Source organism: Mesorhizobium sp. B4-1-3 (assembly GCF_006439355.1).
Classification (GTDB): Bacteria; Pseudomonadota; Alphaproteobacteria; order Rhizobiales; family Rhizobiaceae; genus Mesorhizobium.
Genome location: NZ_VFTG01000009.1, coordinates 93,085 through 109,326 on the forward strand (window position 1 = coordinate 93,085; position 16,242 = coordinate 109,326).

18 protein-coding genes and 1 pseudogene are annotated in these 16,242 nt (G+C 64.2%); 12 read left to right on the forward strand and 7 right to left on the reverse strand.

The features are described from left to right. Positions 1–109: 109 nt before the first annotated feature. The 5 genes from FJW06_RS14240 to FJW06_RS14260 form a co-directional block, all read right to left on the reverse strand. On the reverse strand, positions 110–910 hold the full coding sequence (locus FJW06_RS14240) for an inositol monophosphatase family protein (RefSeq protein WP_140752674.1): 801 nt from the start codon (positions 908–910) through the stop codon (positions 110–112). A gap of 109 nt (positions 911–1,019) precedes the next feature. Continuing rightward, positions 1,020–1,586 (reverse strand): elongation factor P, encoded by a 567-nt coding sequence (gene efp, locus FJW06_RS14245; protein WP_140752676.1) that lies wholly within the window; start codon positions 1,584–1,586, stop codon positions 1,020–1,022. Positions 1,587–1,717: 131 nt separating this feature from the next. Further along, positions 1,718–2,866 (reverse strand): tetratricopeptide repeat protein, encoded by a 1,149-nt coding sequence (locus FJW06_RS14250; RefSeq protein WP_140752678.1) that lies wholly within the window; start codon positions 2,864–2,866, stop codon positions 1,718–1,720. 1 nt (position 2,867) lies between these two features. After that, a complete protein-coding gene (locus tag FJW06_RS14255) occupies positions 2,868–3,515 on the reverse strand; it encodes a thiamine phosphate synthase (RefSeq protein WP_140752680.1) in 648 nt (215 codons plus the stop codon). An 84-nt stretch (positions 3,516–3,599) separates the two neighbouring features. Next, positions 3,600–4,310, reverse strand: a complete 711-nt coding sequence (locus FJW06_RS14260) for a PH domain-containing protein (protein ID WP_140752682.1) — start codon at positions 4,308–4,310, stop codon at positions 3,600–3,602. Here FJW06_RS14260 and FJW06_RS14265 point away from each other — a divergent pair. From FJW06_RS14265 to FJW06_RS14275, 3 genes and pseudogenes are all read left to right on the forward strand, one after another. Then, a pseudogene (locus tag FJW06_RS14265) lies at positions 4,297–5,039 on the forward strand (class I SAM-dependent methyltransferase). The gene FJW06_RS14260 and the pseudogene FJW06_RS14265 sit on opposite strands and share 14 nt — an antisense overlap. 155 nt (positions 5,040–5,194) lie before the next feature. After that, a complete protein-coding gene (locus tag FJW06_RS14270; RefSeq protein ID WP_140752684.1) occupies positions 5,195–5,593 on the forward strand; it encodes a GFA family protein in 399 nt (132 codons plus the stop codon). Between the two features lie 138 nt (positions 5,594–5,731). Continuing rightward, positions 5,732–6,502: a sulfite exporter TauE/SafE family protein gene (locus tag FJW06_RS14275; protein WP_140752854.1), complete on the forward strand. Its 771-nt coding sequence runs from the start codon at positions 5,732–5,734 to the stop codon at positions 6,500–6,502. 33 nt (positions 6,503–6,535) lie between these two features. On the opposite strand, the gene FJW06_RS14280 is transcribed toward FJW06_RS14275, so the two are convergent. Further along, the gene (locus FJW06_RS14280; protein ID WP_140752686.1) at positions 6,536–7,087 is read right to left on the reverse strand and encodes a DUF2269 family protein; all 552 of its coding nucleotides are present in this window, start codon (positions 7,085–7,087) and stop codon (positions 6,536–6,538) included. A gap of 553 nt (positions 7,088–7,640) precedes the next feature. Here FJW06_RS14280 and FJW06_RS14285 point away from each other — a divergent pair. The 6 genes from FJW06_RS14285 to FJW06_RS14310 all read left to right on the forward strand — a co-directional run bounded on the left by FJW06_RS14285 (position 7,641) and on the right by FJW06_RS14310 (position 12,930). Beyond that, a complete protein-coding gene (locus FJW06_RS14285; RefSeq protein ID WP_140752688.1) occupies positions 7,641–8,171 on the forward strand; it encodes a DUF1465 family protein in 531 nt (176 codons plus the stop codon). A 303-nt stretch (positions 8,172–8,474) separates the two neighbouring features. Then, on the forward strand, positions 8,475–9,539 hold the full coding sequence (locus FJW06_RS14290; protein ID WP_140752690.1) for a glycosyltransferase family 2 protein: 1,065 nt from the start codon (positions 8,475–8,477) through the stop codon (positions 9,537–9,539). Between the two features lie 131 nt (positions 9,540–9,670). Beyond that, positions 9,671–10,180, forward strand: coding sequence for a crossover junction endodeoxyribonuclease RuvC (gene ruvC / locus FJW06_RS14295; protein WP_140752692.1), 510 nt, complete (start codon positions 9,671–9,673; stop codon positions 10,178–10,180). Positions 10,181–10,190: 10 nt separating this feature from the next. After that, a complete protein-coding gene (gene ruvA / locus FJW06_RS14300; RefSeq protein WP_140752694.1) occupies positions 10,191–10,811 on the forward strand; it encodes a Holliday junction branch migration protein RuvA in 621 nt (206 codons plus the stop codon). Between the two features lie 43 nt (positions 10,812–10,854). Beyond that, positions 10,855–11,892, forward strand: coding sequence for a Holliday junction branch migration DNA helicase RuvB (gene ruvB, locus FJW06_RS14305; RefSeq protein WP_140752696.1), 1,038 nt, complete (start codon positions 10,855–10,857; stop codon positions 11,890–11,892). A gap of 135 nt (positions 11,893–12,027) precedes the next feature. After that, positions 12,028–12,930: a metallophosphoesterase gene (locus FJW06_RS14310; protein ID WP_140752698.1), complete on the forward strand. Its 903-nt coding sequence runs from the start codon at positions 12,028–12,030 to the stop codon at positions 12,928–12,930. A gap of 37 nt (positions 12,931–12,967) precedes the next feature. On the opposite strand, the gene FJW06_RS14315 is transcribed toward FJW06_RS14310, so the two are convergent. Beyond that, a complete protein-coding gene (locus tag FJW06_RS14315; protein ID WP_140752700.1) occupies positions 12,968–14,218 on the reverse strand; it encodes a cellulase family glycosylhydrolase in 1,251 nt (416 codons plus the stop codon). A gap of 53 nt (positions 14,219–14,271) precedes the next feature. Between FJW06_RS14315 and ybgC the strand changes: the two genes are divergently transcribed. From ybgC to tolR, 3 genes are all read left to right on the forward strand, one after another. After that, a complete protein-coding gene (ybgC, locus tag FJW06_RS14320) occupies positions 14,272–14,745 on the forward strand; it encodes a tol-pal system-associated acyl-CoA thioesterase (RefSeq protein ID WP_140752702.1) in 474 nt (157 codons plus the stop codon). Positions 14,746–15,054: 309 nt separating this feature from the next. Further along, the gene (gene tolQ, locus FJW06_RS14325) at positions 15,055–15,765 is read left to right on the forward strand and encodes a protein TolQ (protein WP_112129689.1); all 711 of its coding nucleotides are present in this window, start codon (positions 15,055–15,057) and stop codon (positions 15,763–15,765) included. A 9-nt stretch (positions 15,766–15,774) separates the two neighbouring features. Beyond that, positions 15,775–16,236, forward strand: coding sequence for a protein TolR (gene tolR, locus FJW06_RS14330; protein WP_140752704.1), 462 nt, complete (start codon positions 15,775–15,777; stop codon positions 16,234–16,236). The last annotated feature ends 6 nt before the right edge of the window (positions 16,237–16,242 follow it).

Here is a 16,242-nt window from a genome sequence, read left to right on the forward strand (position 1 = left end):
TCCTGTAACGCCTAATCTGGGCGCTCGCGGACCACTATTTCAAGCTTCGGTTGCGGTTTTGCGACCAAAGCCGCGCGTCCTTTCGACGCGCAAGGGCGCCTTAAATCAGTCAGCGAGGAGCCAGCGGCTTCTTCACGGTCTTCAGCAGCGCGCGCTGGATGGACTCGTTGCCGGCGACGACCTCGCCATTGTCCAGCATGTCCTGTCCGCCATCCATGTCGGAGACGAATCCGCCGGCCTCGCGCACCAAAAGGATGCCGGCGGCGATGTCCCAGGACGACAGGCCGGTTTCCCAGAAACCGTCCATGCGTCCGGCCGCGACATAGGCGAGGTCGAGCGCGGCGGAGCCCAGGCGGCGAACGCCGGAGACTTCGGCCATGACATTGCGCAATTCGATCAGGAAATTGCCGTGCTGGCCGCGTCCGAGATGCGGCACGCCACAGCCGATCACGGCGTCGGTCAGCTTCAAGCGCCCGGCAACGCGAAGCCGGCGATCGTTCATGAAGGCGCCGCCGCCGCGCTCGGCCGTGTAGAGCTCGTCCATCGCCGGATTGTAGACGACGCCGGCGACGACCTGGCCCTGGCGCTCGAGCGCGATTGACACCGAGAAGAGCGGGATGCCGTGCAGGAAGTTGGTGGTGCCGTCGAGCGGATCGACGATCCAGCGGTGCTGGGCGTCCTCGCCTTCGACGGCTCCGCGCTCTTCCATCAGGAAGGCGTAGCCCGGCCGCGCCTTCGACAACTCGGCGAATACGATCTCTTCGGCCTTGCGGTCGGCCTGGCTGACATAGTCGCCCGGTCCTTTCATCGAAACCTGCAGGTTCTGCACCTCGCCGAAGTCGCGCGACAGCGAACGGCCGGCCTTCATCGCGGCCTGGACCATGACGTTGAGGAGAGCGGAACGCGCCATTTTTCTTCCTGGCTTTGTCTTCTACCGGCCGGCTATCTTCCTTGAAGCATGATCTTTTCCGAAAAGTCTGCAACTTTTTGCTGCGCTGACCTTCGGTTCGAGATCATGCTCAGTCCGCGCGGCGCATGTAGGTGATTTCGTTGGTGTCGACGATGATGCGCTCGCCGGCCGAAATGAAGGGCGGCACCAGCACGCGGATGCCGTTCTCCAGCACCGCCGGCTTGTAGGAGGAGGCGGCCGTCTGGCCCCGCACCACCGGGTCGGCCTCGGTGACGGTCAGCGTCACCTGGTCGGGCAGCGAGATGCCGATCGGCTGCTCCTCATAGAGCTGCACCGTCACCATCATGCCGTCCTGCAGGAAGGCGGCGCGCTCGCCGACGAAGTCCTTGGCCAGCTCTAGCTGCTCGTAGCTTTCGGTGTCCATGAAGACCAGCGCGTCGCCCTGCTCGTAGAGGAACGAAAAATCCTTGAGATCGAGCCGTATTTGCTCGACGGTCTCGGCCGAGCGGAAGCGCTCGTTGAGCTTGGTGCCGTTGATCAGGTTCTTCAATTCGACCTGGTTGTAGGCGCCGCCCTTGCCGGGCTTGACGGTGTTGGTCTTGACCGCCACCCACAGTCCGCCATCATGCTCGATGACATAGCCGGGACGGATTTCGCTGCCGCTGATCTTGGCCATGGTGAACTGATCCGAGTGAGATTTTTCGGCGCGGGGTCGCGCTTTGGCGCCTCCAAGACCACAAATCGCGCATAGTGGCAAGGGAGGGAGCCCAAAGGCGGCCCGGACATGGCCGTCCGTGGAGCTACGCGTCAAGGCAGGCGATTTGCCTTCTGCAGCGCCTGCTTGGTCTGGTCGTCGTCGAGGCCCTGCAGGAAATCGTCCATCCGCGGGTCGATCAGCCCGGCGCGGCGGGCGACGATGTACCAGGCGCCGGCGAGGATCAGGTCCGGGTCGGTGCCGATGCCGCCCATATAGAGCTTGGCGAGTCGGTTCTGGGCGGCGACATTGCCGCCTTGCGCCGCCCGCTTCATCCAGGCAAAGCCCGATTTCAGGTCGCGCCCGCCGCCGCGTCCCTCGATCATCCAGGTGGCGAGGTCGATCTGCGCAGTGTCGTAGTTCTGTCGCGCTGCCTGCGTCAGCAGCATGCGGGCCTGGGAGTCGTCATGCGGCTTGCCGCCGACGCCGTTGGCATAGAGCTGCGCCATCGCATATTGCGCATCGGCGAGTCCGGTGGCGGCCGCGCGCTCATAGTAGACGGCGGCCTTTGCCAGGCCGGCATCGCCTGGATCCTGCTGGACGAGCAACTGGGCGAAGTTGAACTGCGCAAGGCGGTTGCCGGCCTCGGCCGAGGCTTGCATCAGCGCAAAGGCGCCTTTTTCGTCCTTCTTCACATAACGGCCGTCCAATAGCATCAGCGCATATTGGAACTGCGCTTCCGGTACGCCCTGTTCGGCCGCCAGCGCATACCATTTCGCGGCCTCGGCCGGATTGAGCGGCACACCCAGTCCGCGCGACAGGATTTCGGCGACCAGCGTCTCGGCCGCCGGATCGCCGTTCTTGGCGCGCTCCATGGCAAGGTTGTAGGCGGTCTTGTAAAGGCCGCGCTGGAAGGCGCCGTAGGCGGCGTCCGGCTGCTTGGCGCCGAAGCGGTCGGGATTGATGGTATCGGCCGATGGCGGCGTCATGGTGGCCGGCTGCGGCAAGGTGTTCTGGATCGGCTTGTCGATATGCGGACCGCCGCCGAATCTGCTCGGATCCGGCGCGCCGGCGTCCGGCGTGGCCGTTGCCGGTTTGCCCGTATCCGGCGTGCCTTCATCCGGCTTGGCTGCCTCGGGTGCGCTTTTGTCCGGCGCGCTCGTCTCCGGCCGCGACTGCGGCAGCGGGACGGTCTCTGCTGCCGTCGCGGCCTGCGCAAACAAGCCGGCCAGGACCAACAGGCAAGGGCCACGCAGGCGCATGTCAGTCCTCGAAACGCGGCGCGGTTTCATCGAGCAGCGCGTTGGCGGCGGCGATCGCCGCGCGCGGGTCGCGACCGTCGGCAAAGACGGCGCTGGACAACGCCACGAACTCGGCGCCCGTCGCGGCCACCGTCTCGACGGAAGCTAGCTCGGAGCCGCCCATGACGATGCAGGGGATCGAGATCATCTCCGCCCACCATTCGCCGAGAGCGAGGTTGCGATGGTGCGGCTCCGGCTTGTTGTCATAGCCGAAGCGGCCGAAGAACATGTAGTCGGGCCGTCCCTCGCCGAGCTCCAGCGCCTCGTCGCGGGTCTTCGCGCCGCCGGCGCCGACCATCATCTTGCCGGCCAGGCGCTCGATTGTCTCGGCGAGCTCCCGGGGTTTGACTTCGACATGGATGCCGTCGGCCTGGACGCGCCCGGCGATGCGGCTGTCGCCGGCGATGATAACGGCGATGCCGGCGGCTTGAGCGACCGGCACGATCCTCTCGGCGAAGGCTTGGAAGGACACATCGTCCATGCCGTTGTCGGGCAGGATCAGCGAGGCGATGTCGCCGCCCTCGAAGGCCGCGCAGATCTGCTCCGCCGGCAAGAGCGGCGGGGCAATCAGCACGATGCGGCAGCGATTGGGCGGGTTTGCGTCGTTCATTGGCCTTCGATCCCGGTTTCGCCTATGCCGGGCGAACATGGTTGCATTGCGGCATAGAGCAAAGGGAGCGGCTTGAACAGTCGGCTATGCGGCGGACGAGGATCGGTCCGCTCGAGCATCGTCACGCCGGGTCTTCATGATGAGGTCGAACACGCGCCGCGGCTGCTCTATACCGAGAAACTGCGGGACGGGATCGAGAGCCGGGAACCATCCGTTTATCCGTGGATATGCCGACGTGGCGGCTCCGAAGCGCAAAGTCCCCCGCGTTGCGGTCTCCCCAGTCAACTGAACATCGGGAACACGTTCGAGATCGATCGAGGTGAAGTTGGCCGATGGGGCGCGGCGCAGGATCAGGATGCGCCTGTTCGTGACGGCATAGTGTATCCGCTGCCTCAACCAGGCGTCGAATACGAATCTGCCGAAAACCATGAAGAGGCCGATGCAGACGAACATCGCTCCCCAGGCGTCGAAGAACAATGGCGCGCCCTGCCTTGTGGCCGAATAGGTCCAGAAAATCGCAAAGCCGCACCAGAGCAGGCTGAACGGTATCAGGAAGACGTCGCGACTTGAGAAGAGCAGTCCCTGCGCGGGCGTTCCACTCCACAAGATGCGCTCATGCGGCAACAGCCGACCTTGAAAGGGTTGATTTTCCACTTTGCCACCCGCCACTTCCGCGGGCTCATTCATTGCATAAGTGCTTTTCCGGCACCAATGCAAATGTCGGTATTTTGGACTTGCCGACGGCCTGCAACCGGTGCACGGACAGGGCAGGAACAGGCATATGGCGCAAAACATCTACGACCGTCCGGAATTCTTCGAAGGCTATAGCCGCCTTGGCCGCTCGGTCGAGGGCCTGGACGGCGCGCCCGAATGGCCTGTGTTGCGCGCCATGCTGCCCGACGTCGAAGGCTTGAGCATCGTCGACCTCGGCTGCGGCTTCGGCTGGTTCTGCCGCTGGGGGCGCGCGCATGGCGCCAAGGATGTGCTCGGCCTCGACCTGTCGGAGAAGATGCTTGCCCGCGCACGCGCCGCCGGGGCCGACGACGCCATCACCTATCGGCGCGCCGACCTCGATGAGCTCAGCCTGCCGAAGGCGCGTTTCAACCTCGCCTACAGTTCGCTTGCCTTGCACTATGTCGGCGATGCCGCGCGCCTGTTCGTGACCGTTCACCAGGCCCTGGTTCCCGGCGGAGCCTTCGTCTTCTCGACGGAACATCCGATCTATATGGCGCCGACGAACCCGGGCTGGTCGATCGACGCCGCGGGCCGGAAGACATGGCCGGTCGACCAATATCTGGTCGAGGGACCGCGCACCACCGACTGGTTCACCAAGGGCGTGGTCAAGCATCACCGCACCATCGGCACCACGCTCAATTCGCTATCAAGGCCGGCTTCAGCATCGGGCGTGTCGAGGAATTCCGCCCGACGGACGAGCAGATCGCCGCCCGGCCGGAACTGGCCGAAGAGCTCGAGCGGCCGATGTTCCTGCTGGTCCAGGCGCGACGGCTGATGAACTCAACTTGAGGTCAACGCCTCGCGCACGCGCTCACAATCGCCGGCCTCGAATGGCGCCCAGCGCCGAATGTCGGGTTCAGGCGCAGTTCGACGCATTTCTTGGCGACACCCGCGCGCGCCCGGCACTAGTCTGAGCCGTCCGTGCTGCCTCGAGGAGGTTTCGCATGCGTGGTCGTTGCTTATGCGGCGCTATCGCTTTTGAAGTCGATGGCCCGGCGCAGGCCTGCGTGGCCTGCCATTGTGAAAGCTGTCGGCGGCAATGTTCCGCACCGATGACCACCTACATTGGCGTCCTGGACGGCCAATGGCGATGGCTTGGCAAGCCACCGAAGGTGTTCAACTCCTCTCCCGGCGTAGAAAGAACATTTTGCGATCGCTGCGGTTCGCCGCTTTCCTTCCGCTCAAAGAACATGTCCGGCGTGATGCATTTCTTTGCTGCGGCGATGGCGGAGCCGGAAAAATTCGCGCCTACGCTGCATGTCGCTTTCGAGGAGAAGCTCCCTTGGTTGGAACTCGCCGACGGCCTGCCGACACGTTTCGGGCCTGACTACACGAAGGGCTAATGGCGCTGCACAGGGATTTTGACCGGTCGGCTCTGTTTGCATTGCCGGGATAGCGGATGCCGGCATTAATGGCTATCTCGGAGGCGCTGTTCTGCGCTATGGCTGGGTTCCCCGCCTTCTCCAACCTTCCCCTTGCCGATGTCAGGCCTGCTCAGCGATCCGTGGTTCTATGCCGCCGCCATTCCGGCGGTGATCCTTGTCGGCCTGTCGAAAGGCGGCTTCGGCGGCGCGGTCGGTTTCGTCGGCGTGCCACTGATGGCACTGGCCATCCCACCGGTGCAGGCGGCCGCGATTCTGCTGCCGATCCTGTGCCTGATGGATGTCGTTTCGGTGTGGACATGGTGGGGCGTCTACGACCGCAAGATGCTGGTCGACATGATGCCGGGCGCCGTCATCGGCATCGGGCTCGGCTGGCTGACCGCGGCTTTGGTCACCGAGGAGATGGTGCGGCTGATCGTCGGCGCCGTCGCGCTGGTGTTCGTGCTGCGTTGGGTCTACCTGCAGCTTCGCCATGGCGCCGATCATGCAGCGGAGCCGAACCGCGTCGCCGCCGCCTTCTGGGGCACGGTCGCCGGCTTCACCAGCTTCGTCGCCCATGTCGGCGGTCCGCCCTTCCAGGTCTATGCGCTGCCGATCCGGCTCGACCCGAAGGTGCTGTCGGGCACCGCGGCGATCTTCTTTGCCGTCACCAATGCGCTGAAGCTCGTTCCTTATTTCGCGCTCGGCCAGTTCGACGCCACCAACCTGATCGCCTCCGCCGCGCTGATGCCGCTGGCGCCGCTGTCGACGATCGCCGGCGCCTGGCTGGTGCGCCGCATGCGGCCGGAAATCTTCTACCCGTTCACCTACGCCACCGTCGCGGTGGTCGCCGTCAAGTTGCTTTGGGACGGCATTGCGGGCCTGATGTAGAAACGAGGCGGCCTTCCAGCCGCCTCGCGGCGCTCAGGCGGCGCTCGTCGCCATCTGGCGGCCGCCGCCGAAGGCGAACGCGGCGCCAAGCGCTACCACCATCGCCATGCCGGCCAGGATGCCGACGTCGTGCACAGTGGGTTTCAGCACCATGTCGGCGATGATCACCAGCATCACTGCGTAGTCGAGACGCGCCCAGCTCATCATGCGCTGACCGATGGCAAGGACGGCGGGTGTCACGCCGTCCTTGGCGACCATGGCGCCCATGCGCTCGCCGGTCGGCTTGAAGATCAGCATGCCGATGGAGAAGGTCGTGGCATAGCCAACGAGGCCGATGACGATCCACAGCTCGGCGAAGCCGACCCAGAAGCCGCACATGATGAGGCCGAAGACCAGCGTCAGCATCGACATCGGCGCGAAGAACTTGCCGCCGAGCTGTCCGCTGGCGCGCATTGCCTGCAGCTTGTCCTCGATGTTGCCGGCACGCTCGGCCAGCACGCCGAGCAGGAACAGCACGAAGCCGCCGCCGACCCACAAAATAGCCGAAACGACGTGAAGGAATTTGACGATCGAATACCAATCCATGGTTTGCTCCCGGATATCCCGCAGATTTCGAGCGGGGCGCGGAACTGCGCGCCGCCTCAGAGGAGCGGGCTTTTGCGCGGCGCGTGTTTCGGAACGATGCCGCGGCAGCAGCCAACATGTTACGGCCGCCAAAGGCCGGCGCCCGAAACTCCGGTTTTCAGACGATCCCGGCCACGCTGTCCTGTTCCGGCACAGGAATGCGCGTTCGCTTAAAAAATCGCCGCCGCGTTAAGGGTTCATTAAGCTTTACGGGCGTTTACTATGCGCATCCAGTTTTGCTGGATTCTTACCGAGTGGTTGGAGCCACTTTGTTTGACGCCTCCCTGTTAAACTCCTGAGAGCCGCCTTATCCGCGGCTCTTTTTTTGTCCGCACGCGGCGGGCCCGCGCCATCTGCTTGCGGATGGCTGGAACGCGACCGGCGTTAACCGTTTGTTAAACATGCGCTTGCCTTCATGGGCGTCGAAGCGCATTTTCAAGCCTCAGTCATTTAGGGTGCGGGCCGCGTCGGCAAGGATTGCCGAATCGGCTGGCGGCAGTGCAGGGGCGTATCGATGAACGAGCCTTCGAAGGGCAGCGCGAAAACCATCAAACTGGCGGAGCGCCGGGTTTTCTCCCAATCCTTCAAGCCGCTCTACCAGGAAGGCATGGGGCTGGTCGAGCAGGCCGCCGAATATCTCGATGGCAAGGGCAGGCTCGAAGCCAAGAAATTGTCGCGCACGGCCGCGACTCTCTATGCGGCCGAATCGATGCGGCTGACCACGCGGCTCATGCAGGTCGCCTCCTGGCTGCTTTTGCAGCGGGCGGCGAATTCCGGCGAGATGACGCGCGACCAGGTGGCTTCGGAGAAATCCAAGGTGCGGCTCGACACCGCGTCCGCGCATGACGAGGCGCTTGGCTGGAACGAGCTACCCAAGGATTTTATGGACCTCGTGACGCGCTCGCTGCGCCTGCAGTCGCTGGTGCGGCGCATGGACGAGGAAATCTACGGCGGTGTCATCGGCGACACGCACGCGCCCGGCCGGCGGGCCAACCCGGTTTCCGACCAGATCAGCCTTTTGAACACGGCGTTCGCGCGCGGCTGAACCCGCGTTTGCAGCAAACGCCGTGATGGCGGCGCGCAGGAACCGGCACTTCCTTGATCGGGCGGCGATTTGGCGAGCCATGGCTTTGGCGCGCAGCCGAACACTCGCGACCCCGGCCGCTCTTCGACATGGCGGCAGCCGTCATCGTATTTGAACGCAAGCCGGTCTTCGCGGCGAATATCACCCTTGCCTCGAAGCGACGGAACCCTAATTGGGGCCGTTCGCCGCAACCGGGTCGACCCGAGCCGGTCCTGCAAGAAATCACCGTCACCGTGACCAAAGCAGATTGCGAGGCTTGATCCCGTGCATTCGCCATTGGACCGCATCCCGGTATCGATCATCATTCCCAACTATAATTACGAACAGTTTCTCGGACGCGCCATCGACAGCGCGTTGGAGCAGGACCACCGCAATGTCGAGGTCGTGGTCGTCGACGACGCATCGACGGATGCATCGGTGGCCGTCATCGAATCCTACGGCGACAAAATCCGTCCGTGCCTCAGGCGCAGGAATGGCGGGCATGGCGCAGCATTCAACACCGGGTTCAAAGCGAGCACCGGGGCGATCGTTCTTTTCCTCGACGCCGACGATTATCTCTACCCGAACGCCGTCTCCGAGGTCCTGGACGAATGGGACGCGGATATCGTGCAGGCGCAATTCCGGCTGCATCTCGTCGATGAGAACCAAAATATCAAGGATGTCTTTCCGCCACCGGAGCAGCCGTTCGATTCAGGCGACGTCGTCCCGGAATTGCTGCGCAAGGGGCGCTACCGGACGACGGTGACAAGCGGGCTGGCTTTCGACCGCGAGGCGCTGGAACCGATAATGCCCATGCCTGAAGGCGATTTCCGGCAGGGCGCCGATGGCTATCTCGCGACACTCGCGCCGCTGCACGGAGAGGTGAAATCCATCGACACCTGCCTTGGCGCCTACCGCGTCCATGGCTCCAATCATTCGGTCTTTGCGGAAAAGCTTGCCGAGCGGGCGCGCTGGCGCGTGGAGCATGACTTCCGGCGCCTTGAAGCCTTATCCGACCGGGCGTCCGAGATAGGTTTGACCGTGCCGCCGGATGCCGGCCTTCACGATCCGGTTCACCTGGAAGAGCGGCTGGCCTCACTCTGCGTCGACGAGCCCCAGCATCTGGTTGAAACCGACTCCCGGCTGGCATTGGCAAGAGCAGGCGCCGCCGCCAGCCTGGAAATGAATGCGTCCTGGCGGCGGCGGGCTGCCCTGGCGGCCTGGTTCCTCAGCATCGGAGTCCTGCCGCGGCGCATGGGTAACGCGGTCCTGGCGTGGAAGCTGGTCGCATCGTCCAGGCCGGCATTTCTCACGCGGCTGTCGAAAACCCTCCGTCGCGTGACGAACTAGACCCGGGGATCGTACGGGATAGCCCGCGATCGCCGGGTCGATGGATTTCGGGTGCGTTCCCGAGATCGCGACTGTTTCTGGTTTGTTCACATTTCGCTGGCATCCCTTGCCGCCGAGGCTAAACTCGGCACATGGGGGAAGCGATTCGCATCATCGGCATCGATCCGGGCCTGAGGCGCACCGGTTGGGGTATTATCGACAGCGTGGGCAATTCGCTGCGCTTCGTCGCGTCCGGTACGGTGCGGTCCGACGAGAAGGAGTCGTTGGCGACAAGGCTCTGCCAACTGCATGACGGCTTGGCCGAGGTGCTGCACCAAGCCATGCCGCATGAGGCAGCGGTCGAGCAGACTTTCGTCAATAAGGACGCGACCGCGACGCTGAAGCTCGGCCAGGCGCGCGGCATCGCCATGCTGGTGCCGGCGCGCGCCGGACTGGTGGTCGCCGAATATGCCCCCAATGCCGTCAAGAAGGCCGTGATCGGCGTCGGCCATGGCGAGAAGAAGCAGATCCACATGATGGTGAAGGTGCTGATGCCGAAGGCGTTCTTCGACACCGACGACGCCGCCGACGCCCTTGCCATCGCCATCTGCCATGCGCATCACCGCCCGAGCGTCGCCTATCGCATGGCAGTGGCGGGGTGAGGGGAAAAACATGATCGGCAAGCTGAAAGGCACGCTGGAAGAGATCGACGAGGATAGCTGCGTCATCGACGTGCACGGCGTCGGCTATGTCGCCCATTGCTCGGCGCGCACGCTTGCCGCGCTGCCTTCGCCGGGGGAGGCGGTGGTGCTGTTCATCGAGACCTATGTGCGTGAGGACATGATCCGGCTCTACGGCTTCCAGACCGGATTGGAACGCGAGTGGTTCCGTCTCCTGATGAACAATGTGCAGGGCGTCGGCGCAAAGGTGGCGCTGGCTATCCTGTCGACGCTGGCGCCGGCCGATCTCGCCAACGCGATCGCGCTGCGCGACATTGCCATGGTCTCTCGCGCGCCCGGCGTCGGCAAGAAGGTGGCCGAGCGCATCGTCACCGAATTGCGCACCAAGGCGCCTGCCTATGCGGGCGCGGCCACCGGCACGATCGGCCTCAAGCAGGAGCTCGGCGAAGGGGTGGCGGCCGCGCCGATCACGGACGCGGTCTCGGCCCTCGTCAATCTCGGTTACTCGCGCGACATCGCGGCGAACGCGGTCTCGGCGGCGCTGAAATCGGCCGGCGAGGGCGCGGATGCCTCGAAGTTGATCCGTTTCGGCCTGAAGGAACTGGCGCGGTGAGGCGACGCTTGTCTCGCCATCGGCCCTATGCAAGGAAGGCGGCATGACCCTTTCGCCCCGCCTCATTGCTCCCGACAAGCGCGGCGAGGATGCCGACCAGACGTTGCGGCCGCAGTCGCTCGACGAGTTCGTCGGCCAGGCGGCGGTGCGCGCCAACCTCAAGGTCTTCGTCGATGCCGCGAAGAGCCGTGGCGAGGCGCTCGACCATGTGCTGTTCGTCGGCCCGCCGGGGCTCGGCAAGACGACGCTGGCGCAGATCATGGCGCGCGAGCTCGGCGTCAACTTCCGCTCCACCTCCGGCCCGGTCATCGCCAAGGCCGGCGATCTGGCGGCGCTGCTCACCAATCTCGAGGAACGCGACGTTCTCTTCATCGACGAGATCCATCGCCTCAATCCGGCGGTCGAGGAAATCCTCTATCCGGCGATGGAGGATTTCCAGCTCGACCTCATCATCGGCGAGGGGCCGGCTGCGCGCTCGGTCAAGATCGATCTTGCCCATTTCACGCTGGTCGCGGCGACGACGAGGCTCGGGCTCCTGACCAATCCGCTGCGCGACCGTTTCGGCATTCCGGTGCGGCTCAATTTCTACACGGTCGAGGAGTTGGAGCAGATCGTGCGTCGCGGCGCCCGGATCCTCTCGATGCCGCTCGGCGACGGCGGCGCGGTGGAGATCGCGCGCCGCGCGCGCGGCACGCCGCGCATCGCCGGCCGGCTGTTGCGCCGGGTGCGCGATTTCGCCAGCGTCGCCGGCGCCGCGCATGTCGACAGGAAGATCGCCGACGAGGCGCTGACCAGGCTGGAGGTCGACGCGCTCGGCCTCGATGCGCTCGACCGCCGCTACCTGTCGATGATCGCACGCAATTTCGGCGGCGGCCCGGTCGGCATCGAGACGATCGCGGCCGGGCTCTCCGAACCGCGCGACGCGATCGAGGACATCATCGAGCCCTATCTCATCCAGCAGGGCTTCATCCAGCGCACGCCGCGCGGCCGCGTGCTGACCGCCAATGCCTGGCGCCATCTCGGCCTCGATCCGCCGAAGGACGTCGCCCAGCAGCAGATCAGCCTGTTCCAGGAAGAGTAACGCAGATTTGTTCGCCGTTTCGGCGGCGCAGCGGGCCGATCTGCGCAGAATCTGCGCGCCTCGGCCTGACTGAGGGCGCAATTGCAGCGTCTAGGATAGCCTATCTGACGCAATCCTAGGGGCTTGGGGCGACCTATGATCACCAGACGCGCTTTCCTCCGCCTTATTGGCGGCTCGGCCTTCGCGATGGTATCGCTCAGCGCCTATGCGGTCGGCATCGAGCCGATGCTGCTCACCCACGTGAAGCGCTACAATTTGACGCCGCCGCATTGGCCGGCCGGACTCAAGCTGCGCGTCGTGGCGCTGGCCGACATCCATGCCTGCCGGCCCTGGATGACACCGGAACGGATCGCAGCACTTTCCGAAGAGACCAATGCGTTGCAGCCGGATCTGATCGTGCTGCTCGGCGACTATACAGCGGGGACAAAGCTGGTTACGGGCCGGGTGCGGGTGGAGGAGTGGGCCGAGGCATTGTCGGGGCTCAAGGCGCCGCTTGGTGTGCTATCGATCCTTGGCAATCACGACTGGTGGACGGATTTCTTCGCCCAGCGAGCGGAAGCCGGCCCGACCCAATCGCGCAAGGCGCTCGAGCATGTCGGAATACCAGTGCTGGAAAACGACGTCGTGCGGCTGGAAAAGGATGGTCATGGTTTCTGGATCGCCGGGCTGGCCGATCAACTCGCGCTGCTACCGAACAAGGCCAAGGGACGCGACAGTTTCCAGGGCTTCGACGATCTCCCCGGCACCTTGGCCAAGGTTCAGAGGAGCGAGCCGATCATCCTGCTTGCGCACGAGCCCGACATTTTCACGAAGGTGCCGGAGCGGGTGTCGCTGACACTGTCCGGACACACGCATGGCGGACAGGTGCGGGTGTTCGGCTATTCGCCGATCGTGCCTTCGGACTATGGCAACCGCTTCGCCTACGGCCATGTCGTGGAGAATGACCGCAACCTGATCGTCTCGGGCGGGCTCGGTTTCAGCATCCTGCCGGTGCGTTTTGGGGTGCGGCCCGAGATTCTGCAGATTGATCTCGGCTAAGCCGCGTCGATATTCAGGCGGGCCTTGGCTCGCCGCATTATTGCAGCGACCTGATCATATCCATTACATCGGGTTCCGCCTTTTCGCCGTCGAAGGCGTCGACGATGCCGAAGGCGCCGCCATAGCTCCACACCGACCAGGAAAAGCCATGCGCCTCGGCGCGGGCGATCATGTCGCGCACATAGGCCGCGCGGTAAGCCGCCGGCATGACGAAGCCGTTGCCGTATTCCTTGCGGATCATGCCGAATTCGCCGAGCGTGATGTCCTGCGGCTTGATGCCGTTGGCCTTCGCCCAGGCGTCGACGGTCGCGAACGGCGCATCCATCACGCCAAGCAGCTTTTCGGGACTGTCCATCGCTGCCACCTGTTCATCGAGATAGGCGAGCAGGCCGCTCCGGCGCGCCCAGGGTGCCTCGGCCTTTATCCGGTCGCGGACCGTGTCCAGCGTCATGGCCAGCTGCGATTTCGGGACGGCCGTCAGCGGGTAGGGCAGACCAGTGACGTATTGGATGAAATCGCCGGCCCAGGTGGCGCCCTGATGCGTCAGAAGGAACGGATCGTAGGAGTGGAAGGCCCAGATGATGTTGTCGTCCGCGATCGCCCTGGGATCGATCCTGGCCAGCGATTCCGCGTTCGAATAGCAGCCGCCGGTCAGGATCAGCGTCAGCCCGGTGGCGGAGGCGCGCGCGGCCGCGAACAATTGCTTCTGGCGGTCGGGCCAAAGGTTGGTGCCATTCGCCTCGCAATCGACCAGCGGCTCATTCATCAATTCCAGCGCGACAAGCTTCGGATCCTCCCTGGCCAAGGTCCGCGCCATCTTGCGCACCAGCTCGGTATAGGCCTCGAAGACGGCCGGGTCGTGCATGACCTCGCTCATGCCGATCTTGCGATTGCCTCCGGCGGGAATCAGATGCAGGTCGACGACCACCTTCAGACCGGCGCGGTTGATCATCCGCGCCGAATCCAACACGCTGGCATAGAGGTCGTCGCGAAGGGCCGCGGTCCGGTCGGAGAGAAAGGGCGAGGGATCGATCGGCATGCGCAAGAAATCGAGACCGGCATCCTTGAGCGCCCTGAGATCGTCCTCCTTGAGGAATTTGCGCCACTCCGGATAAGGCAGGATCGCCTGGCGCTCGCCCCATTTGTCCTCGGCCGGCCAGGTCACCCACTGGTCGAGATTGAGGCCGCGCTTCATCGAGAAGGTCGCTGCTCCGGCGGGCAACGCCAAAGCGGCAAACGCAAGCAGCGCCGCCATCAAGGTCTTGATCATCGAGCCCAACAGTGCCATCCCGTTCTCGCGCGAGAAACACCTGCCTTTCTGGGCCGAAAAAGGAAAGCGCGATGGACGATCATGGTGAATCGGCGGCGCTCAGCGCCGGGCTTTCCGGCGCGCTGACGGATTTCGGCCATCGGCTGATGGCCAGGGTCTATTATGCCGATACCGATTTCTCCGGCGTCGTCTACCACGCGCGCTATCTCGAATTCCTCGAGCGCGGCCGCTCCGACTATCTGAGGCTGGCGGGCGTCCATCACACCGAGCTCCTGGACGGCAAGCATGGCGAGCGGATCGTCTGGGTGGTCCGGCGCATGGAGATCGACTTCCGCTCGCCGGCGCGCATGGACGATATACTCACCATCGACACGCGCACCGGCGACATCTCCGGCGCCCGCATCTTCATGGGCCAGCAGTTGAAACGCGGCGGCGACGTGCTGGTCGAGGCGAAAGTCGAGGCAGCGATCGTCGGCGAACACGGCCGCCCGAAGCGGTTCCCAAAGGAGTGGATTGCCGCCTTCATGCCGAGGGCGAAGGCCTGAGCCTTCGGCGGCTGGCACGGTCTCGAAGCCATTAAGCAGACGACTCTAGTTGCCCGCCGGCCCAGCCAAGCGCGGCAATGCGCCGCGCCCGGCGTCCTAACCCATCCTTAACCATAACGGTTCATGAAGGAATTGGCGAAGATTGGCGCAATTCCCGCGCCTTCCTTTCACCAATATTTGCCTCGAAAAGGCCGCGAAACGGTGCATTCGGGGCTTATCCCGCAAGCTTCAAGCTTCGCGCGATCGGACCAAAGGGATGCCCATGGGCCAGCCGCCAGCGATGCCCGGAAAATCTTAAGGACTTAAGTCATGGAAAACATCGCACTCGCCGATCCGGCAGCGCATTTATCGATCTGGGCGTTGTTCATGCAGGCCGGCTGGGTGGTCAAGCTGGTCATGATCGGACTGCTCTGCGCCTCGATCTGGACCTGGGCGATCATCATCGACAAGCTCGTCGCCTATAGCCGCATGCGCCTCGCTCTTAATCGCTTCGAGCAGGTTTTCTGGTCGGGACAGTCGCTCGAGGACCTCTACCGCACGCTGGCCGACCGCAAGACCACCGGCATGGGCGCGATCTTCGTGGCCGCCATGCGCGAATGGAAGAAGAGCTTCGAAAAAGGCGCGAAATCGCCGCTGGCGCTGCAGACGCGCATCGACAAGGCCATGGACCTGGCATTGACGCGCGAGATGGAAAGGCTGGAGGGCCGCCTCGGCTTCCTCGCCACCACCGGCTCGGCCGCGCCCTTCATCGGCCTGTTCGGCACCGTCATCGGCATCATGACATCGTTCCAGGCGATCGCCGCGTCGAAAAACACCAGCCTGTCGGTGGTGGCGCCCGGTATCGCGGAAGCGCTGCTCGCGACCGCGATCGGCCTGCTCGCGGCCATTCCCGCGGTCATCGCCTACAACAAGCTGTCATCGGACGCGAACAAGCTCGGCGTGCGCATGGAAGGGTTCTCGGACGAGTTCTCCGCCATACTCTCGCGCCAAATCGATGAAAAAGTAGCGCAGAAGGCCTGAGGAACGATCATGGGGATGTCTGCTGCTGGCGCAGGTGGCACGGGGCGAGGCGGGCGCGGTCATAGGCGCCGTGGCCGCCATCATGCGCTGATGTCTGAAATCAACGTCACGCCGATGGTCGACGTGATGCTGGTGCTCTTGATCATCTTCATGGTCGCGGCGCCCCTGCTCACCGTCGGAGTTCCGATCGACCTGCCGGACACGCAGGCCAAGGCGATGAATGTCGACACGCAGCCGATCACCGTGTCGATCAACGCCGCCGGCCAGATCTATCTGCAGGAAACCGAGATCCCGATCGAGGAGCTGGTGGCCAAGCTGCAGGCGATTTCCAAGACCGGCTATGACGAGCGGATCTTCATCCGCGGCGACAAGTCGACCGACTACGGCACAGCGATGAAGGTCATGGCCCGCATCTCGGCGGCCGGCTACAAGAATATCGGCCTGGTGTCGCTGCAGGAACAGGATCAGTAGGCGCGC